Origin of the sequence: Bacillus sp. 2CMS4F (assembly GCF_023161785.1) — a bacterium.
In the GTDB taxonomy this organism is placed as follows: Bacteria; Bacillota; Bacilli; order Bacillales; family Bacillaceae; genus Bacillus; species Bacillus halotolerans.
In genome coordinates, this window is record NZ_JALNTO010000017.1 from 51,415 (window position 1) to 69,570 (window position 18,156).

The following is an 18,156-nucleotide window of genomic DNA, read 5'->3' on the forward strand; positions in this document are numbered from 1 at the left end:
GGCAAATGAAAGGTCTATGGCGTATTTTTCAAAATAAGTGCAATTAGAAGACCTTGTATTAAAAAAGGGGGCGTTGCCTTTTTGAAAGAGAAAGCCTCTTTTATTAAGTAACGAGAGACTTTCAATGAATATAATCATACACGTTTTTAACTAACAGCAAGCAGGTTACCACAATGAATAAAGTACGCACATAACTACTACCTCTTCTAATTGCAAACTTTGAGCCACAAACTGCGCCAGCAATTTGTGCAAGTCCCATTAGCAAACCATATGTATAGTTGACTTGCCCTAGGTACATAAACATCAGCAAGCCAGCAATATTACTGCCGAAATTCAAAAACTTTGCATTGCCTGCTGCTTTTAAAAAATCAAATCCGATCATTAAGAAAGCAAACATTAAAAATGAACCTGTTCCTGGTCCGAGAAATCCATCGTAAAAACCGATTGCAAAAATTAAAAGGATAAAAATAATAAAATGGCGGACAGATAGTTTTTTATAGGTTGAGATACTTCCCCAATCCTTTTTAAGGATGGTATAAACTGCGACAGCTGCCAGCATAACCAGCATTAAAGGTTTAAGCAATTCGGGGTCCATTAAATGGACTGTCCATGCCCCGGCCATCGAACCGATGAAAACGAGTGGGAATAACTTGGAAATGGATTTAAAGTCAATCTTTCCAGAACGGTAAAACATAAATGTACTTGTTAATGATCCTATTGTTCCGGCTAATTTGTTTGTAGCAACAGCCTGAGCTGGGGTCAATCCTAAGAATAACAATGTAGGTAATGCGATTAATCCGCCTCCTCCTACAACAGAATCGATAAACGCAGCTAAAAAACCAAAACAAATGACAAGCAGCACTGTGTAAATGTTAATGTCCTCCATAACTTTTCCTCCTTAGAAAGTTTGAAATGGTTTTAAGCATATCCTTATTTCTGCTTTTTCTGTCTAACGGACTTTCAGAATTTAGCCTATCTTACGTATTATCAGAATTGGTAAACTATTCAAGAGAATCGTAAACCGTGATGATTTCTTCAAAACAAGCTTTTGTTACCTTTAGCTTGTTAGCAAAATCCCTACTTGTTATTAGACAATTCACCCACAATGGATAGCATCTCGAGAGAAGTGATTTCTGTTCAGTTGTAAGATAATATAGCGTTTCTAAAGAACAGGTAGTTTTCATAACAAAATCCCCTTGAAAGTTTATATTAAGCCAACCAAGGTTGGAATTAGTGTATAGTATTAAAAGAATTTGAGATAATCATTTATTTATATCATCAGAAAAAGAGAGCCCAGCATAAGGCCCTTTTTCCCAAGTATTTTAAATCATTTGTACAATGATTCTATGGGGGTGTCTCCTTCTAAAAGCGTTACGATTTTTCTGTATGCTCTCTCGTTTCCAATTGATGCTTCTATAACGCGTGCCACATCTTCTCGGGATATACGAGAGGTTTCTGAACCAGCAGGGTCAGTGGTTATCTTTCCAGTTCCTCTTTCGTCAGAAAGAACACCTGGTCGTAAGATGGTGTAGTTCAGATTACTTTCTTTAAGAATTCTATCAGCATAATGTTTCGCAATAAAGTAAGGTTTCATACTCTCTGGTTTCCAATAATCCCGTCGGTCTGAATCAATGCTGCTGACCATAATGAATTGCTTTACAGCAGTTTTTTCAGCTGCCTCAACAGCCTTTGCTGCTCCATCTAAATCGATCATAAGTGTTTTATCTGGACCTGTATGTCCTCCAGATCCTGCTGTGAAGACAACAACATCAAACTCTTTGATGGCTTCGGTTATTGTTTCTATATCGTCTTCTAAATTTAGGTGAATTGGTTGAACACCTTTATCCTCAAAGTAAGAAAATTGCTCTTCTTTCCTTAATCCGACGGCTACATCATGTTCCTTTTTTTCGTTCAAGACATTGACTAGATTTTTACCAACTTTCCCGTTCGCTCCAATAATGAATACTTTGCTCAAATTAATCCCTCATTTCAAATAAAAAATTTAGCATAACTTCCCAAGAAGAACTTAAAGTTAGATTTTCCTTCTTTTGTTTCCAATATCCCATGTAAATACAAATGTATCAAAATATATGCTTGCTGCATACATATAATTAATGATTTGAGTAAAAAGTCTGCTTGTCATATACTTAAAAAAGAATATACTTGAGCGACTGGTGGGAAGTTAAGTTATGAATACAAATGAGTTCATGGATCAGTGGTTATCGCTGGATACTATACAAAATACAATAAAAAAGGAATTGGAAAGCATATTACAGGCTGAATTCAGCCTTTCGATTAAAGAGTTCTATGTTCTTTATTATCTTTCTAAGTCACCGGACAAAAGCCTTAGGCTGCAACAGTTGCAGGAAAAGATAGGTTTAAGCCAAAGTGCTCTTTCCAGACTGGTGGGGAACATGGAGGCCAACAGTTGTGGTGCCTTAGAGAAACATATTTGTTCAGATGATCGCAGGGGCACCTATACCAGATTGACGGAACTGGGGGAAAATAAACTTCAGAAAAGTCTTCAGGTTTTCCATGAGATCTTACAAAAGCATTTAAAAACGCATAACTTGGATACAATAGTGAAAGAGCTAATAAATGAACTATAAACAGCTTTATCTGTCAAAGGGCTTGAAATTTTAAAAGCTCTTTGATTTGACTTTTTAACGATTTAGAGATAAATTGTATGCATGATGCATGCATATGTTATTTTATATGTATGACACATACATTTATTTTAGGAAGAAAGGATGTTTAAACATGCAAGATCTATTTAGTACTTTTAAAATTAAGAATTTGGAGCTGAAGAACCGCGTTGTCATGTCTCCGATGTGTATGTACTCTGTCGACAAGAAAGACGGTGTTGCAACTGATTGGCATTATTTGCATTACGTAAGCCGTGCAGTTGGTGGAACTGGGTTTATCATGATTGAAATGACCGATGTAGAACCTGATGGAAGAATTTCCGACTATGACTTAGGTTTGTGGTCCGATGAACAAATCCCGGCACTTGCAAGAATTGTCGAAGCTATTCATAAGCATGGAGCTAAAGTGGGGATCCAGATTGCGCATGCTGGACGTAAAGCTGAAGATGCAGATGTACCGGTTGCACCTTCCGCAATCCCTTTTGATGAGAAATCTAAAACACCAAGAGCGCTTTCAACCGAAGAAGTGAAAGGAATGGTAGAAAAATTCCGTTTAGCGGTAAGACGTGCAATCAAAGCTGGTTTTGATACGATCGAAATCCATGGGGCGCATGGCTATTTGATTCATCAGTTCCATTCTCCACTTACAAACAAAAGAGATGATGAATATGGTAAAGACTTGACTAAATTTGGTCGAGAAATCATTCAGGCTGCTAAAGAAGAAATGCCTGCCGAAATGCCATTACTAATGCGTATCTCTGCAAAAGAATATGTTGAGGGCGGATATGGCATAGAAGAAAGCATCGAATTCGCTAAAGCCTATCAAGAAGCAGGAGTGGATATGTTTGATATCTCCTCTGGTGGTGAAGGACAGATTGCTGCTTGGGGACGACCAGGAACACACGCAGCTTACCAAGCTCCACTTGCAAGAAGAATCAAAGAAGCGTTACAAGTTCCAGTAATCGCTGTAGGAAGACTCGATGATCCAAAATTAGCTAATGCGATCATCGGCAATGAAGAAGCAGATCTTATCGCTGTTGGACGAGGTATGCTAAGAAATCCTTACTGGACTCTTGAAGCTGCTAAACAATTGAGAAAAGAGACATCTGTACCAAAACAGTATACTGATGGTTTCCGTTTTTAATTCATTCCAATCTATAGCATAAGGAGGAATAGAAAATGAGTAAAACACCAATCAAGGATTATAACCAAATAGTTGAGGTGATCGGCAAGTATGTAGAAGGACTTGTGACTGGAAAGAAAGAAGTTATGCAGCCAGCTTTCCACGAAGATGCGACAATGTATGGATATAATTCTAATGGTTTTCTCGGAGGCACCATTAAGAATTTATGGGATTTTGTTGATGAAGCAGGCGCCGCGCCAGATCTCAAGTCAAGAATCGACATTTTAGATGTAGAAGGCACAATTGCCACAGCTCGTATTAGCCTAGAAAACGATGCTTACGGAGAGTCCTACACAGACTATCATCAGTTGCTTAAAGTTAATGGAGAATGGAAAGTGATTGGTAAGGTATTTCATTTACACGGATAAACGGGTTTGTGAAAATAAGGAATCACGTACAAAAAGGAGTTTTTTTGTCATGTCATATATTGAAGATAAGGTTGTTGTCATTACAGGTGCATCAAGCGGAATAGGTGAGGCAACAGCAAGCTATCTTGCTGAAAATGGTGCAAAGGTTGTATTGGCTGCAAGAAGTGAAAATAAGCTTCAGCAGATTGTAAATCGTATTTCAAGTAATAACGGAATTGCTGTATACAAAGCAACGGACGCTACCAATAAAGAAGACGTCCAAGCCTTAATCGACTATGCTATTGAAAAATTCGATAGAGTTGACACGCTAATCAATTGCGCTGGTCTCATGTTGTTTTCTATGTGGGACAATGCGCATGTAGATGAGTGGGAAAAAATGATTGACTTAAACCTGAAAGGTACTCTGTACGGTATCGCAGCAGTACTGCCGCATATGAAACAGCAAGGAAAAGGACAAATCATAAATGTTGGATCTATTGCAGGACATGCAGTAGGAGAGGGGCATGGTGTCTATAGCGCAACAAAGTTTGCTGTGAAGGCAATAACTGAAAGCTTGCGCAAAGAGGTATCTGTTAAGTATAACATACAGGCATCCATGGTTTCACCTGGTGTTATAGCTACTAATTGGCAAGATACTGTCACAGACAGTGACGTGAAAGGTGTATTGAATAACCTGGATGAAGTAGCTATTGATGTAAAGCATGTCGCGAAGACAATTGCTTTTGTTGTCGATCAGCCTTCTGATGTATTGATAAATGATGTATTAGTTACACCTACTGCTCAAGAGTGGTAAGTCTATTGCCCCGTTTAAACATATTTTTTAAGTTTAAACGGGTTTCTTTATTGTTGGGAATATCATTTCTTTTTCTTAGACTTATTAAGCCCCTTTAGGAACACCCATGAAGAGACTTGAGTGACATATGCATAACTACACAATATTCAGTGGATTACTGTCTGGAAAACAGTGCCCATTTTGTGCCCAAAATGAATATAAAATGATGTAAATGAGTGTAATGAATGACTTCAAATGCTTGAAATAACAGGCTTTTGTAACTGACAATATACTTCCACTTTATTGAGGGCCTAGTGGGTGAATAACCCGTGGAGGGTCAAGTCCTCACGGCCGCATCCCAATAATACCAAGGGTTTAACCACATTTGGTATTATTTTTTTTCAAAAAATACGGCAACAAATGTACCGCATGGTGGAGTCTGCAAGTGTATCTGGCATTAAAAAAGTGCTGACCTCTGCACAAAACCTTTGCGCGAGTCTGCACTTTTATTCTGCAAGATACATTGCCCCTTATCATCGATTATGGGGAGTTTATTTAATCCGCTCTTAGCCGCACTGATGCTTGGCTTTTAGAAGCTTTTTTTAAGTGGCTAAAACCAACAAATTTTTTGCCTTTTTCATCCCATAGGCGGAATTTTAACGACTTTAGACTTGTTGCCAGTGTGATGGTTGGGACGTTTTGCAATGATTCGGTGCTGTTATGCACTTTCTCAAGCTTATAGTTTGGGACTCTCGGGCTTAAATGATGAACATGATGGAAACCGATATTGCCTGTTAGCCATTGCATGACTTTTGGAAGCTTATAGAAAGAGCTTCCTTCAACAGCTGCTTTTACATATTCCCACTGCTCATCTTCTTCAAAATAAGAATCCTCAAACGTATGCTGAATATAAAACATCCAAATTCCGAGGGATCCCGATATCATAAAAATTGGCACCTGAACCAGCATGAAGTTTTGCCAGCCAATAGCCCAACATAAAAGTGCTGCCAAAACGACGATCCCCAGATTCGTTACATATGTATTCATCCGCTCTTTGCGTTTTGCCCCTTTACGATTAAAACGATTGGTAATCCCGAAGACGTAAATCGGCCCAATAACAAACATAACAAACGGGTTTCTGTACAAACGGTACATTATTTTTGTCTTCGTTGAGGCTTCCTTATATTCCTCAACGGTCAGTACCCAAATATCGCCTGTACCGCGTTTGTCCAGGTTGCTGCTTGTCGCATGATGGACAGAATGGTCGTGTGCCCAATGATCAAAAGGATGCAGAGTCAGAATTCCTGTTATTGTTCCAAGGATTCGATTCGCCTTTCTGTTCTTAAAAAAGGAATAGTGGCAGCAATCATGAAAGATGATGAAGGTTCTCACTAAAAAACCCGCCGCTACGACAGAAATCGCTAATGTAAGGAAATAAGAAATCGACAAGCTCTTATATGCCAAACACCATAACAGGAAAAATGGTGCCAATGTGTTAATGATTTGACAAATACTTTTTTGTAAATCGGACTTTTCATAAGGTGTAACCAGTTTTCTCAAAGTCCTTAAGTTTTGTTCCTTCATTCTTTAAAGTTTCTCCTTCCCTGATGATCTTAATTTAAGTATAGAAAACGTTTTATGGCCTTTGAAGTCTCAGCTGTCATACTCCATATATGATAAGTATCATTCCCATCCCTATGTTAAATTATTGGAAATGAGAAGCTGATTTCCAGCTCAACTAAATCTTTATTAGCAGAGCCAGCCGGGATACAGCAGCGTATGAAGATTATACCCGGCTCTTTATCGAGCCAAACTCTCTCCCTGCTCCCCTATGGGAATCGGTTTATTTAGACCGTAAACATTGATTGTTTGAGGAACAAACATGACAAGTAAGGAAATACTACCGCAAAAATGGATTGATTTTTGAGTGTCAACATAAAGAGAGCTAGAAGACCATATTAATATATGAAGAAAAGGAAGATGATTTGAGATCAAGTTTTATATTTTTATGAGCATCTTGGCAAATGGGCATATACCATGAGTGGCCGTTTGGAAACATCTGCAAAAACAAAGCTTTCCCAGTGAACAGTCCAGCTTTTAAAAGAATATATTGCGCTTGAACAAGAAAAAGCTGAGTGTTTTAAAGCGATCTTTAACAATCAATAATGAAGTACGATTAAGCAAAGAAAAAGGTTTGAAGACACTCATGATTTATTTTCACGGTGTTTTCAAACCATAGGGATGAATAGGATTTTTATTCTGCGCTGGCATCCACATGTTTAACAAATAATGCCGTGAATAAAATGATAATATTAATTTGTATTTATTTCCGTTTCGTGTTATGATTAAGAAGAATTATTTTTGTTCGGTGTAAAGGATAGTATGAATATTGACTTTTCGTCTTGATGATACTTTGGGCAGGGATAGTAATACAATGTGCGGTAACGCACTAGGAGGCAACAAAAATGGAACAAGGTACAGTTAAATGGTTTAATGCAGAAAAAGGTTTTGGCTTTATCGAACGTGAAAATGGAGACGACGTATTCGTACACTTCTCTGCAATCCAAGGTGACGGATTCAAATCTTTAGACGAAGGTCAAAAAGTAACGTTTGACGTTGAGCAAGGTGCTCGTGGAGCTCAAGCTGCTAACGTTCAAAAAGCTTCTTAATCTTAAATCGTTTTATAGAAACAGGCTCTTTATATAGGGCCTGTTTTTTTATGTTCTCTTATAATAATCAATAAAAAAACCCTACTCAACGTTCGAGTAGGGAGATGTTACAAGGTAATAGCAAAAGATTTAACGCTTCAAAGGTTTGTTTACAGTATAACATACTGGATTGACAATATGCGGAATGTATATAAATTATTTATTTTTTATTTCGACTATATTCTTTCTTTTTGGCTAACCTGCCCGTTAATTTAAGTACAAGAGTTCACAATCTCAAGTACTGCGAACCATTTGATTGAAAGTTTATCTTTTCTTTTCCTGTTCCAAAAGCTTGGCAGCCGTAGTTCGGGACCAATACTATGTAGCGAGGAAACAAAAAATATCTACGAAATTCAAAAAATGGCCAACATAAATGTATCGTATGCCATCCGCCAAAAGCGTTACACTAAACGCAGTACCGATTCCTAGTTGGCGTTATTTTTATTTTAAAAGTAATCCATGATAATTCCTACACCCCCTTTTTAAATTCATTACCAGCAGCAAACAAAAAGGATCATCCCTTTTCGTAAAAAATCATCCTTTTCTTCGTTCATTCAACAATTTTTATGTATTGTTAAATTAACAGCTGGTTCATCTACAAGAATTTCCCCAACTTCAATTTTTTCATAAGACTGATTCTTATTAGAAGCAGGCTTCTTTAACTCGTTACTTAATTCTTGCGTTGGCTCTTATTATGTTAAATGAATTATAAATCATTTTTTATCGTTGACCATATATTTAGATGTTACCAACTCGTGTATTTCTTTTATGAAAAGAAGATAAACAATTACTATTGACTGTCGCAGTGGATATAAGAAATTCTTAAAGATAGAGGGGAGATTGATTGATTTTTTTCTGGAAATAATCACTTAGATATACCTAAAACAATGAAAGCCCTACCTCTCTTTCATCCTTACGGCTCCTTGTCCGTGCCAGTGTGAATCAGGTACTAAAATCAAGTGACTATTTGATAAACTTCAAATGTTCGTTGAAGAAATTTAAATAATAAAAATGGATTCGATTGTAGGAATAACAAAAGAGGTTAATGTTATAAAAGTAAGTTGAAAAAGTTGAACGTCTTTGAAATGATTTACTTTTAATTGTCATACTAACGAAAAATTCAGAATGTTTTCAGGGTGTAATATTAACCTTAACAGAAACTTTTTATTTGATTTTCAGTAATTCCTTTAATTACTTCCAGTTCACTGATCAAAAATTCATATGCATGATCCAACATTTTTTTTTCGCTTGCATTAAGTGCTTTTTCTTTCTTCATACGCATTAAATCACGTACAACTTCAGCGCCGTCTTGTATTTCACCCGTTTTTATTTTGTTCGTGTTTACTTTATACCTTTGTTTCCACGGCAGTAACCTATCTGATTCTCCATGCTGAAAAATGTGTATAATGTGTTTTAATGCAAGTATATCAGTAACTGGTCGTATACTTGAACTCGATATTTTACGCGTTGGAATCATAACTTTCATATTACTGATTGACATTTTTATGACATAATACTGTTGTTTTTCCTCTAAGAATTCTTTTTCTTCTATGGCTTCAATTATACCTGCTCCGTGCATTGGATAAACAATGTTATCGCCAATTTGAAACATATCATCCACCTCCGTATATGGTAACCTTCTTAAGCTTACCATACATGGAGGTGGATAATCAAAATATTTAATAATAACATGATAATATTTTTGTTGTCAATAACTTTTTTCAATAAATCAGATCAAGCAAATACAATACGGAACGTGTATGATTTCCAATAAAGGAAAGGTCAATTGGTCCGTGTAACTCGACTAATTAACATAGATCAGTTTTTCATTTTAGCTATGAGACTTCTTCGGCTTTGTCAATTCGAAACTATGTTGCACCATATCACCTAGAGTTTCTTTCGAGAGGGCACCATCTAAAATAATGGTATTCCAGTGGTCTTTATTCATATGATAACCGGGTTTCACTTCCTTATAGATGCTGCGCAGAAAATTGGCGCGCTCAGGTTCGCATTTAAGATTGATGCATAGATGACCATCTAGATGAAAGATAAGCGCAAACAACTTTTTATTACCTTTGTGACGCATCACAGTCCATCCTTCACCAAAAGGATAGTCTTTATAGGTGTCTGGATAAGACAGGCAGTAATCAATTATTTCATTCAGAGTCATAATAAGCCACCGCCATTATAATTTATGAGTATAGATAAATGAGCCAATGATTCCTAGATCATTATATATCAAAGTAAAATCTGTTTTAATCGTTTTGACTATTAGGTGTTAATATAAGAACTTCATGCCTACTTCTGTATGATTTGAATGAGGTTGCCGCATGTATCGTCGAAGACAGCTATTGTGACTTCTCCCATTTTTGTCGGCTCCATAGTGAACTTCACGCCTTTTTCCATTAATTGTGTGTACTCTTTTTGAATATCTGTAACGCCAAACATTGTTGCTGGGAAGCCCTCGGCGAATATCTTCTTTTGATACTCCTTAGCGGCAGGATGTTCATTCGGTTCGAGTAAAAGCTCGGTTCCATCTTGATCATCTTGAGAAACAAGTGTTATCCACCTGAATTTCCCCATAGGAACGTCTTCCTTTTTTACAAACCCCAGCTTTTCTGTATAAAACTCCAGTGCCTTGTCTTGGTCTTGTACGAATATACTGGTAACAATGATTTTCATACTGTTTTTGCCTCCTTTGATATTTATGACGCATGATATTGGCTGCAAGCAAAACAACCCACACATTTGTCAGAAGTCCTGTTTCGACTTTTTCAAAGTGTCTTATGTATATTATATGAAACAAACGTATTTCTCCATGAATGATGCAAATCGTGCACTCAACATTTTGGAGTGTAAGAAACTGTCCAAACTATACATTGTCAATTTATTGTAGCAGGAAACCTGATCGATTCTTTAGAATATGAAAGAGCCTAGGAACAATTTTTGAATTCTTTGGAAGCTGTAAAGAAAAACGTAAAGCATTGCAATGTCACATATGAATATAAAGTGTTTATTTACTAATATGTAAATTTATGTATTAATAGTAAGTGGTGATAAATATTATTGATAGCTGCGTTTTGACTGCATATTTTTTCATTGAATAATATAAAATGGTTATGAAATGGAAAAAGGCAGAATACCCGTTTACAGGCACATTTATAAAAAAAGGAGTCATAACGATGTTAAAAAGGTTTTTTCTGGTTTTACTTACACTGATGATGTCTATAGTTGTTATACTAGTGGCTGCTAAAGATTCCCCTGGAGATAATGTCATTTCATTTGATGAGCCTATGATCTTAATGATATCAATTGGGATAGTTGTATTTTTATTCATCCCTCCATTAGCCATGTCCTTTTTTGGCAACATGGTTGTAAGAATAATATCTGGAGTATATCAATGTTTTATCGTTTTAACTTTTCTGGGGATGATTCCAATTGGATTTCTTATTCCCAATGGCTTTTTGACAATTCTTGTTTCTGTTTTAGGAACGTTAGTCAGCATAATTAGTGTTGTAGTAACCTTATTAATTGATAGGAATAAAGAGGTTAAATCTTAATAGAATAGTTGCTTTTATTGAAAAGCTTTATCCCTAATGTTGAGGAAAGAGGCCTTCCCATTTATCAGTGACACCAACATGATCGTGATAAAAGCTTCTTTATAATCTTTTGCTCGATTTTAAGCTTCATATAAACAAAGATTCTGCTTCAAATCCCTTCATGTCCAATCTTTTGAATGAGTTTATATCCTAATATTACTATGTATTATTCATATTAGAATATAATAAGTTTACATCCTATTTATTACATAGAAAGATTGGAGTTAAAAATGAAAAAAAGTAGGTTTATTTTAGCAATGATTTTTTCTGTTGTACTGCTTGTTTTTTTAGCATGGTTTATTTATGCTGGCACCCACCAACCTCCTATATTGAAGGGTAATTCAAAAGATGAAAAATGGAGTGTTATCTATTCTCCTGAAAAAGACATAGATCTTGCAAGGCAAGACTTATGGGCGGTTCATATTACATGGAAAAGGGATTCTGAGTTTTCAATAAAAGAGGTTGTGTTTAAAGAAAATGGTGTTGTTGAGGCATCAGGTGACGCAACAGATGAACCTAAGAATTCTAAAAAAATAGCAGTAGCGATAATGGGAGATCCACCAAATACGAATAATGATTATACAGTAGAAGTTACTTGGGAAGAGAATGGGAAAACACAAAAAGACATTATTCAAGTAAATAAAGAAATCAAACGGTCATTTGTTATTCCTAATGTAATAAAAAGAATTTTAAGTTTAGGATAAAGTTAAAATACTCTCATAGGAATAGAAAAATATTATTAAATCAAGTAAAAGCGTTTGCTTTTTTCTTGTTTCATCTTAATTTATCACCTTAACTGATGGTTGTTCCAAAGCAAACATGATACCAAGGGCTTTGACTGCCTTGGTATTTTTTGTGCTTGTTTTGAAATTGTCTACTGCCGGACTTACCTAACCTGTAAGTCATTTAAACGGTCAGCAGTTTCTCTTTGTTTGTTGGGGAAACATAAACATTTATTGTCGTTGTTATAATAGCTTGTCAGAGTCTTTTTTTATTGTTGCATAAACTTCGTCTTAAGCTTAATCTATAAAATACATATAAAGACGGAACCTATATCATTGCTGATAGGAGAATAAAACAAATACCGTGATGTCAAAATACCAATTAAGGGGAAGGGGATGAAGAAAAATCAAGAGCGTGATATCTAAATGGGTGAAGAGCCTAAAAAATTGTTAGAGGAAAGTACGATCAAACCGGTGAAGCTAACGTGATGAAAAAGCATACTGTTTGGAAAAGAGGGGGTCCTGATGACAAATAGCAGAACGAATCCTAAGGTTGATGAATTTTTAAGTAAAGCTGAAAAGTGGAAAGAAGAATATGAGCGGTTGAGAAATATCGTTCTTGACTGTGAGCTGACTGAAGAATTTAAGTGGATGCATCCTTGTTATACGTTTCATAAAAAAAACGTCGTTTTAATACATGGATTTAAAGAATATTGTGCGCTTCTGTTTCACAAAGGCGCCTTGTTACAGGATCCTCATGGGATTCTCATCCAACAAACGGAGAATGTACAGGCGGCTCGCCAGATTCGGTTCACCAATGTTCAGGAAATAGCTGAAATGGAACCCATCTTGAAAACCTATATTGATGAAGCCATTGAAGTTGAAAAAGCCGGTTTGGAAGTGAATGTTAAAAAGAATACGGAATACATCATTCCAGAAGAACTTCAGCATAAATTCGATGAAATCCCTGCCTTGAAAACGGCTTTTGAAGCATTGACCCCGGGACGGCAAAGAGCATACATTCTTTATTTTTCTCAAGCCAAACAATCCAAAACTCGAGAGTCAAGGGTTGAAAAATATATGAAGAAAATTCTCGATGGAAAGGGATTAAAGGATTAGGATATTCGTCAGGAAGGCATTTTGCTAAGTGAGATTTCTATGAATCTGTCATGCAAGAAGCATTGAAGGATGAAGGCAACCGTGATACCAAGAATTTTGAGTCCCTTGGTATTTCTTGTGTCAGAATAAAATACAGAGGGGCGGTTCAATGTATGAAAGAACCGTCCCTTATTTTATTTGGCATTTTCGTTTGAATAAAACGATTACTGATTAATGAACAGCCATTATGTCAATGAGGCGCTTGATTTTTTCACTGTCTCCTGTATCAACGTACACTGTTTTTGTATTTTTTATTATATTCTCAGTCACTTCCCGCATTACGCCTTTACTTAAATCATCAGAGGAATCCCAGCGTAAAGGAACATTGTATACTTTAATCGTGCCATCGCCATTACCGCTATAAGTTACAGATCCATCCACTAAACGAGAGCCTGCTAACTGGATAACATCTTCCGGATAGCCAGCACTGGTGTCATCATTCGGGTTAATTGGTTCGCCAGCCGAAATATGTCGAACATTCAATTCATCTATCTCTTGATTTGCTCCAAGCTGCAACCAAACTCTGGCATATTCGATTTTCTCAGAAGAATATTCCGCCAATACATTGTCTTTTTCGCTGTTCGCCTCGTTTTTTTGTCCTTCTGAAGAGGTTTCTTTTGATTCATCCGCTGAGGATTCTGTTGAAGCATTTTCATTTGAATTCTTTGTTACGGATTCTTCTGATCCTGTTGTTGCCTCTGATTCGTCCTTAGCTATTTGGTTGCTATCTTCAGTCTCATTATTATTTTTTTCAGATTGTAATGCAGAATCATTATTTGATGTTTCTTCCTTACCGCCCATACATCCAACGAGCAATAAGACGAGCAGCATCAGGACAACATTGCAATAAAAAATATTTCTCAGTTTCTTCATTATTTCATTCCTCACCATCAACAGCCTTACATGCTTTTCTTAGCTTAATCAGTTGATTTTTCAGTTTTTTATCATCTTTTTTTCGTTTTTCAGCTTCAGTAAACAAAGTCTTAGCTTCAAATACCATCATTGTCCAATCCTTTCAGTTAGTTATATCTAAATATTACCATGGAATAGATATGAAAGTTCGAAAAAATTGTTTAAGGAGTGGTAACGAATGTTAGCTCAATCGAATAAATCTAGACAGCTTTTAAATGATGGCCACACTGTATACGGGTGGATTCATGAGGAATCACCTATCATATTTGTGTCAACACTGTCCCTTTACATGAAGCAGACTATATTGAATGCTTTTTATCTTTGTCATCATGTGATGATGTACTAGAGTGTGTGAATATGCGGTCTAATATTTGTTCAGTAAATGGCATAAAGGCATTAAGGATTATTCCTCCTAAACAAACGGTTAATAAAGTCCCGACGCCAATTGGTCCATTTAAAATGATTGCTACTATCAAGAATAAAAGGTAAATGAATGTTCTCGAAAAAAAGATATTTGTTCTAGTTAAGTCTTTTATGATTAATGTTAATCTGTCAACTGGAATTGGTGCAAAATTTGTGTGCAAATAGGTTGCAGTTCCTAATCCTATAACGACTAAGCCGGTTCCAAAACAAATCACTTTGCTGAACCATAGGTCAGGTGTTAGCAAATTGTGCAATAAAAAAAGCCACATATCAATCCCAATCCCCGTTATAAATGCTGTTAACATCCCCAAAACTTCCGGTCTTTGTCTATTTAAAATTGAATTACAGCATATCAATATGAACGCTATTATGATTTCCCAGCTTCCCACTGTAAGCCCCACATTTTTAGACAGTCCTACCACAACTGCATCAAAGGGTGAAGTTCCAAGGTCTGATTGGATAGTGAAGGAAATACCAAGAGTTAAAATGAAAATTCCTACTACATAAAAAGTATATTTCACTTTACTCGACCTCTTTTTCGTTATTTTTATTGCAAATACAACAAAGCTACGTTATATTCAATATAGGTCATTTTTGTTGTATTTGCAACAAAGATATGCACTAAGGAGGTCATGATGAAGGAAATTCTTCGCGAAATCGGAATGATTGCCAGGGCATTAGATTCGATAAGCAATATAGAATTTAAAGAATATAACCTCACAAAAGGGCAGTATTTGTACCTTGTCCGAATATGTGAAAACCCAGGAATCATTCAAGAAAAGTTAGCTGAAATGATTAAAGTAGACCGAACAACCGCAGCTCGTGCAATAAAAAAACTCGAAATAAATGGTTTTATTGAAAAGATGGATGATGAACATAACAAAAAGATAAAAAAACTCTTTCCAACCGAAAAAGGGAAAGATGTGTTTCCCGTTATAAAAAGAGAAAATGATCATTCGAATAGTGTCGCATTAGCAGGATTTTCTGAAAAAGAAGCAGAAACCATTTTTCACCTTCTTCAAAGAATGAGAAAAAATGTAGAAGTTGACTGGGAGTATGTAAAAAAAGGGAACAAGAGAGATTATTAATTTTATAAAAGGAGCATATATGAGCATGAGTGTAAAACTAAAAAAGTGCAGCCATGAAGATTTAAAAATACTCCAAGAAATAAGTATTGAAACATTCAATGATACATTCAAAGACCAGAATTCACCTGAAAATATGAAAGCTTATTTGGAAAGTGCGTTTCATTCTAAACAGCTGGAAAAGGAATTATCTAATATCTCTTCACAATTCTTTTTTGTTTATTTTAATCATGAAGTCGCTGGATATTTAAAGGTCAATACCAATGAGGCTCAGTCTGAAGAAATGGGTGATGAATCACTAGAAATCGAGAGGATTTATATCAAGAACAAATTTCAAAAACATGGCCTTGGTAAATATCTGTTCAATAAAGCTGTGGAGATTGCGCTGGAATCTAATAAAAAGAAAATCTGGCTAGGCGTATGGGAAAAAAATGAAAATGCTATTGCTTTTTATGAGAAAATGGGGTTTGTTCAAACTGGAGCTCACTCTTTTTATATGGGTGATGAAGAACAAATAGACTTTATCATGATCAAAACACTCGTATAACTTTTTATGAAAGGCGGGTTTATATGTATATTCCAAAATACTATAAGGTGACAAATGTAGATGACATTTGGGACTTTGTTCAAAACAACTCATTTGGCACAATTGTCACAACAGCACAAGGGAAACCAATTGCAACTCATTTGCCATTGCAGTTAATGAAAGAGGGAGATACTTACTATATAACGGGGCATATTGCTTATGGAAATCCTCAGTGGAGAACATTTGAAACCTGTGAAGATGTGCTTGTTATGTTTCAGGGACCGCACGCTTATATCTCTTCCTCTTGGTATGAAAAGGAAAATGTCCCAACATGGAACTATCAAGCCGTACATGTATACGGTACAGCCAGCATTTTGAACGAAGAAGAGTTAAAACATGACCTGACAATGTTACTGCAAAAATACGAAAAACACCGCAAGAATCCAGTTTTATGGGATAAGCTTTCTCCTCAGCTCTTAGAAAGTCAGCTGAAAGGTATTGTCGGATTTAAGATGAAGGTGGGAGAGATTCAGGCTTCATATAAATTAAGTCAGAACCGAAATGAAAAGGATTATATGAATATCATTGATCAATTACGACATGAAGGAAATCCAAATTCGAAACAAATGGCAGAACTGATGGAAAAGAGATTAAAAGATTAAATATCAGTCCGCTTTTATTAGCGAACTTGGGATGAATGCGTGGTACTGCTCAAATGTTTGATTCTGCAGAGCCTTCTTGTGAAAGTTCAAGGAACACTTGTTGTTTTTAGCAGAGGCTTCTGGCGTGGCTCTTTCGGTTTTCTAATCACAATTCATAAAAACTTATAGAAATGACGGAAAATGAATATACGGAGTGTAATGAAAATAAGCTTTCAGAATGAGGGCTTGTTAGTGAATAACCCGTGAAGGTTCAAGTCATCTCGGCCGCATCCTAATGATACCAAGGGTTTAACTGCCTTTGGTATTATTTTTTTATGCACTTTACGCATAGCAGCTTCTTTTAATATTTCGAAAGGTTAAACAAGTGACACTAGTAATGACAGTAATCGTCAGGTTAGTTTAGGTCAAGTTGCAAACAAAAGAAACAAAACAGTGGGGAACAAATGCTCCCCACTGTTTTGTGCGTTACTTAGCTGATATTTTCTTTAATCGTTTTGGAAAATGTGATTGATTTATTCTCGCTAACAAATGTTGAGCCTAAAAGGAGTGCACCACCTAGCATTTGAACAATGGTCATTTGTTCTTGCAGGATAATGGCAGAAATTAATATAGCTACAAATGGGTCTACATAGCTTAACATAGCAATACTTTGTCCTTTTAATTTTTGCATCCCCGAGAAAAATAACCAAAATCCAATTCCAGTGTTTACAATCCCTAAAATGATGATAAAAGGAACGGATGATCCAGATACTCCAAAGATACCGAATCCTTCGGTGAAAAACACATATGGCAAGAGCAGCAATGCTGTTAATCCAAGTTGGATGATTGTAATCTCCAGCCTGCCCATGCGGTGTATAAATTTATTTAGTAACATCAATGCAGCGTAAAATGCAGCCGCAACTAATCCAAAAAAGATCCCAAGCAGATCGTCTGTTCCAGATGCATTTATGCCATTTCCAACAATCAATAACATGCCTATGATCGCTACACCAATACAAACCATTTTTTTGACAGATAATTGTTCCTTAAGGACAAATGGTGAGAGAATCATGACAAACACAGGTGCAAAGTAATACCCTAGTGTTGCATTAGTAAGTGTTGTATGATCGTACGATTGATAAAGAAAGATCCAATTCCCTCCTAATGCAATACCAGAAAGAAATAAGATGTAAGCATTTGCTTTGACTAATTTCCACGGAATGGTTTTCTTCATCATCATAAACACAACTATTAAAAATAGACATCCAATTGAACTGCTTAGTAAAGCTGTTTCACTCGAAGATAAATCAATGTATCTTACAACTAAACCCATTGTGCCGAAAATGATCATTGATAATATAAACTGAATCTTAGATTTCATTGTCTACTCCTTCGAATCTGCGAAACAGCTTAT

21 protein-coding genes and 2 pseudogenes are annotated in these 18,156 nt (G+C 36.1%); 13 read left to right on the forward strand and 10 right to left on the reverse strand.

The features are described 5' to 3' along the window. Positions 1 to 121: 121 nt before the first annotated feature. Positions 122 to 886 carry a TSUP family transporter gene (locus MTN95_RS19005; protein WP_167559272.1) on the reverse strand — a complete coding sequence of 255 codons (765 nt, stop codon included), beginning with the start codon at positions 884 to 886 and terminating at the stop codon, positions 122 to 124. A gap of 441 nt (positions 887 to 1,327) precedes the next feature. After that, positions 1,328 to 1,975: an SDR family oxidoreductase gene (locus MTN95_RS19010; RefSeq protein WP_105955151.1), complete on the reverse strand. Its 648-nt coding sequence runs from the start codon at positions 1,973 to 1,975 to the stop codon at positions 1,328 to 1,330. A gap of 214 nt (positions 1,976 to 2,189) precedes the next feature. On the opposite strand from MTN95_RS19010, the gene MTN95_RS19015 reads away from it, so the two are divergent. The 4 genes from MTN95_RS19015 to MTN95_RS19030 all read left to right on the forward strand — a co-directional run bounded on the left by MTN95_RS19015 (position 2,190) and on the right by MTN95_RS19030 (position 4,989). Beyond that, positions 2,190 to 2,609 carry a MarR family winged helix-turn-helix transcriptional regulator gene (locus MTN95_RS19015; protein ID WP_101670025.1) on the forward strand — a complete coding sequence of 140 codons (420 nt, stop codon included), beginning with the start codon at positions 2,190 to 2,192 and terminating at the stop codon, positions 2,607 to 2,609. A 151-nt stretch (positions 2,610 to 2,760) separates the two neighbouring features. Next, a complete protein-coding gene (locus MTN95_RS19020) occupies positions 2,761 to 3,789 on the forward strand; it encodes an NADH:flavin oxidoreductase/NADH oxidase (RefSeq protein ID WP_105991452.1) in 1,029 nt (342 codons plus the stop codon). A 35-nt stretch (positions 3,790 to 3,824) separates the two neighbouring features. Continuing rightward, a complete protein-coding gene (locus tag MTN95_RS19025) occupies positions 3,825 to 4,196 on the forward strand; it encodes a nuclear transport factor 2 family protein (RefSeq protein ID WP_101670027.1) in 372 nt (123 codons plus the stop codon). Positions 4,197 to 4,245: 49 nt separating this feature from the next. Further along, the gene (locus MTN95_RS19030) at positions 4,246 to 4,989 is read left to right on the forward strand and encodes an SDR family oxidoreductase (RefSeq protein WP_105955148.1); all 744 of its coding nucleotides are present in this window, start codon (positions 4,246 to 4,248) and stop codon (positions 4,987 to 4,989) included. A gap of 534 nt (positions 4,990 to 5,523) precedes the next feature. On the opposite strand, the gene desA is transcribed toward MTN95_RS19030, so the two are convergent. After that, complete coding sequence (gene desA / locus MTN95_RS19035) at positions 5,524 to 6,552, reverse strand: Delta(5) desaturase DesA (RefSeq protein WP_248339683.1); 1,029 nt, start codon at positions 6,550 to 6,552, stop codon at positions 5,524 to 5,526. 164 nt (positions 6,553 to 6,716) lie between these two features. Here desA and MTN95_RS21710 point away from each other — a divergent pair, with 164 nt between their 5' ends. Then, on the forward strand, positions 6,717 to 6,833 hold the full coding sequence (locus MTN95_RS21710; protein ID WP_369334113.1) for a molecular chaperone TorD family protein: 117 nt from the start codon (positions 6,717 to 6,719) through the stop codon (positions 6,831 to 6,833). A gap of 600 nt (positions 6,834 to 7,433) precedes the next feature. After that, entirely contained in the window at positions 7,434 to 7,637 is a 204-nt protein-coding gene (gene cspC, locus MTN95_RS19040) for a cold shock protein CspC (protein WP_010333137.1), read from the forward strand. Between the two features lie 1,189 nt (positions 7,638 to 8,826). Here the strand turns inward: cspC and MTN95_RS19045 are convergent. The 3 genes from MTN95_RS19045 to MTN95_RS19055 form a co-directional block, all read right to left on the reverse strand. Beyond that, on the reverse strand, positions 8,827 to 9,288 hold the full coding sequence (locus tag MTN95_RS19045; protein ID WP_105991449.1) for a CarD family transcriptional regulator: 462 nt from the start codon (positions 9,286 to 9,288) through the stop codon (positions 8,827 to 8,829). A 219-nt stretch (positions 9,289 to 9,507) separates the two neighbouring features. Then, positions 9,508 to 9,846 carry an MmcQ/YjbR family DNA-binding protein gene (locus MTN95_RS19050; RefSeq protein WP_227598948.1) on the reverse strand — a complete coding sequence of 113 codons (339 nt, stop codon included), beginning with the start codon at positions 9,844 to 9,846 and terminating at the stop codon, positions 9,508 to 9,510. A gap of 128 nt (positions 9,847 to 9,974) precedes the next feature. Then, positions 9,975 to 10,358 carry a VOC family protein gene (locus MTN95_RS19055; protein ID WP_105955139.1) on the reverse strand — a complete coding sequence of 128 codons (384 nt, stop codon included), beginning with the start codon at positions 10,356 to 10,358 and terminating at the stop codon, positions 9,975 to 9,977. An 88-nt stretch (positions 10,359 to 10,446) separates the two neighbouring features. Between MTN95_RS19055 and MTN95_RS19060 the strand changes: the two are divergent. From MTN95_RS19060 to MTN95_RS19075, 4 genes and pseudogenes are all read left to right on the forward strand, one after another. After that, a pseudogene (locus tag MTN95_RS19060) lies at positions 10,447 to 10,683 on the forward strand (tetratricopeptide repeat protein); the annotation flags it as partial. Between the two features lie 175 nt (positions 10,684 to 10,858). After that, positions 10,859 to 11,236, forward strand: a complete 378-nt coding sequence (locus tag MTN95_RS19065) for a hypothetical protein (RefSeq protein WP_105955138.1) — start codon at positions 10,859 to 10,861, stop codon at positions 11,234 to 11,236. 269 nt (positions 11,237 to 11,505) lie between these two features. Next, positions 11,506 to 11,979 (forward strand): hypothetical protein, encoded by a 474-nt coding sequence (locus MTN95_RS19070; protein ID WP_248339687.1) that lies wholly within the window; start codon positions 11,506 to 11,508, stop codon positions 11,977 to 11,979. A 543-nt stretch (positions 11,980 to 12,522) separates the two neighbouring features. Further along, a complete protein-coding gene (locus MTN95_RS19075) occupies positions 12,523 to 13,116 on the forward strand; it encodes a YdeI/OmpD-associated family protein (protein WP_248339689.1) in 594 nt (197 codons plus the stop codon). Positions 13,117 to 13,326: 210 nt separating this feature from the next. Here the strand turns inward: MTN95_RS19075 and MTN95_RS19080 are convergent, their stop codons facing one another. The 3 genes and pseudogenes from MTN95_RS19080 to MTN95_RS19090 all read right to left on the reverse strand — a co-directional run bounded on the left by MTN95_RS19080 (position 13,327) and on the right by MTN95_RS19090 (position 15,011). Then, positions 13,327 to 14,028 carry a hypothetical protein gene (locus tag MTN95_RS19080; protein WP_248339691.1) on the reverse strand — a complete coding sequence of 234 codons (702 nt, stop codon included), beginning with the start codon at positions 14,026 to 14,028 and terminating at the stop codon, positions 13,327 to 13,329. A 19-nt stretch (positions 14,029 to 14,047) separates the two neighbouring features. Beyond that, a pseudogene (locus MTN95_RS19085) lies at positions 14,048 to 14,158 on the reverse strand (hypothetical protein); the annotation flags it as partial. A 208-nt stretch (positions 14,159 to 14,366) separates the two neighbouring features. Continuing rightward, complete coding sequence (locus tag MTN95_RS19090) at positions 14,367 to 15,011, reverse strand: YczE/YyaS/YitT family protein (protein WP_202853906.1); 645 nt, start codon at positions 15,009 to 15,011, stop codon at positions 14,367 to 14,369. 114 nt (positions 15,012 to 15,125) lie between these two features. Here MTN95_RS19090 and MTN95_RS19095 point away from each other — a divergent pair, with 114 nt between their 5' ends. Genes MTN95_RS19095 through MTN95_RS19105 form a run of 3 tightly spaced genes read left to right on the forward strand, consistent with a single transcriptional unit; the run spans position 15,126 to position 16,763 of the window. After that, positions 15,126 to 15,578, forward strand: a complete 453-nt coding sequence (locus tag MTN95_RS19095) for a MarR family winged helix-turn-helix transcriptional regulator (RefSeq protein ID WP_044161669.1) — start codon at positions 15,126 to 15,128, stop codon at positions 15,576 to 15,578. Between the two features lie 25 nt (positions 15,579 to 15,603). Then, positions 15,604 to 16,122, forward strand: coding sequence for a spermidine/spermine N(1)-acetyltransferase (gene paiA, locus MTN95_RS19100; RefSeq protein ID WP_105955134.1), 519 nt, complete (start codon positions 15,604 to 15,606; stop codon positions 16,120 to 16,122). A 23-nt stretch (positions 16,123 to 16,145) separates the two neighbouring features. Next, positions 16,146 to 16,763, forward strand: a complete 618-nt coding sequence (locus tag MTN95_RS19105) for an FMN-binding negative transcriptional regulator (RefSeq protein WP_248339692.1) — start codon at positions 16,146 to 16,148, stop codon at positions 16,761 to 16,763. A gap of 469 nt (positions 16,764 to 17,232) precedes the next feature. On the opposite strand, the gene MTN95_RS19110 is transcribed toward MTN95_RS19105, so the two are convergent. Beyond that, positions 17,233 to 18,123, reverse strand: coding sequence for a DMT family transporter (locus MTN95_RS19110; RefSeq protein ID WP_105955131.1), 891 nt, complete (start codon positions 18,121 to 18,123; stop codon positions 17,233 to 17,235). Positions 18,124 to 18,156 lie beyond the last annotated feature (33 nt).

Bases quoted from the DNA above. Each gene is read 5' to 3' on its own strand.
- MTN95_RS19005 (WP_167559272.1), bottom strand. From the start codon at position 886: ATGGAGGACATTAACATTTACACAGTGCTGCTTGTCATTTGTTTTGGT.
- MTN95_RS19015 (WP_101670025.1), top strand. From the start codon at position 2,190: ATGAATACAAATGAGTTCATGGATCAGTGGTTATCGCTGGATACTATA.
- MTN95_RS19020 (WP_105991452.1), top strand. From the start codon at position 2,761: ATGCAAGATCTATTTAGTACTTTTAAAATTAAGAATTTGGAGCTGAAG.
- MTN95_RS19025 (WP_101670027.1), top strand. From the start codon at position 3,825: ATGAGTAAAACACCAATCAAGGATTATAACCAAATAGTTGAGGTGATC.
- MTN95_RS19030 (WP_105955148.1), top strand. From the start codon at position 4,246: ATGTCATATATTGAAGATAAGGTTGTTGTCATTACAGGTGCATCAAGC.
- desA (WP_248339683.1), bottom strand. From the start codon at position 6,552: ATGAAGGAACAAAACTTAAGGACTTTGAGAAAACTGGTTACACCTTAT.
- cspC (WP_010333137.1), top strand. From the start codon at position 7,434: ATGGAACAAGGTACAGTTAAATGGTTTAATGCAGAAAAAGGTTTTGGC.
- MTN95_RS19045 (WP_105991449.1), bottom strand. From the start codon at position 9,288: ATGTTTCAAATTGGCGATAACATTGTTTATCCAATGCACGGAGCAGGT.
- MTN95_RS19050 (WP_227598948.1), bottom strand. From the start codon at position 9,846: ATGACTCTGAATGAAATAATTGATTACTGCCTGTCTTATCCAGACACC.
- MTN95_RS19055 (WP_105955139.1), bottom strand. From the start codon at position 10,358: ATGAAAATCATTGTTACCAGTATATTCGTACAAGACCAAGACAAGGCA.
- MTN95_RS19065 (WP_105955138.1), top strand. From the start codon at position 10,859: ATGTTAAAAAGGTTTTTTCTGGTTTTACTTACACTGATGATGTCTATA.
- MTN95_RS19070 (WP_248339687.1), top strand. From the start codon at position 11,506: ATGAAAAAAAGTAGGTTTATTTTAGCAATGATTTTTTCTGTTGTACTG.
- MTN95_RS19075 (WP_248339689.1), top strand. From the start codon at position 12,523: ATGACAAATAGCAGAACGAATCCTAAGGTTGATGAATTTTTAAGTAAA.
- MTN95_RS19080 (WP_248339691.1), bottom strand. From the start codon at position 14,028: ATGAAGAAACTGAGAAATATTTTTTATTGCAATGTTGTCCTGATGCTG.
- MTN95_RS19095 (WP_044161669.1), top strand. From the start codon at position 15,126: ATGAAGGAAATTCTTCGCGAAATCGGAATGATTGCCAGGGCATTAGAT.
- paiA (WP_105955134.1), top strand. From the start codon at position 15,604: ATGAGTGTAAAACTAAAAAAGTGCAGCCATGAAGATTTAAAAATACTC.
- MTN95_RS19105 (WP_248339692.1), top strand. From the start codon at position 16,146: ATGTATATTCCAAAATACTATAAGGTGACAAATGTAGATGACATTTGG.
- MTN95_RS19110 (WP_105955131.1), bottom strand. From the start codon at position 18,123: ATGAAATCTAAGATTCAGTTTATATTATCAATGATCATTTTCGGCACA.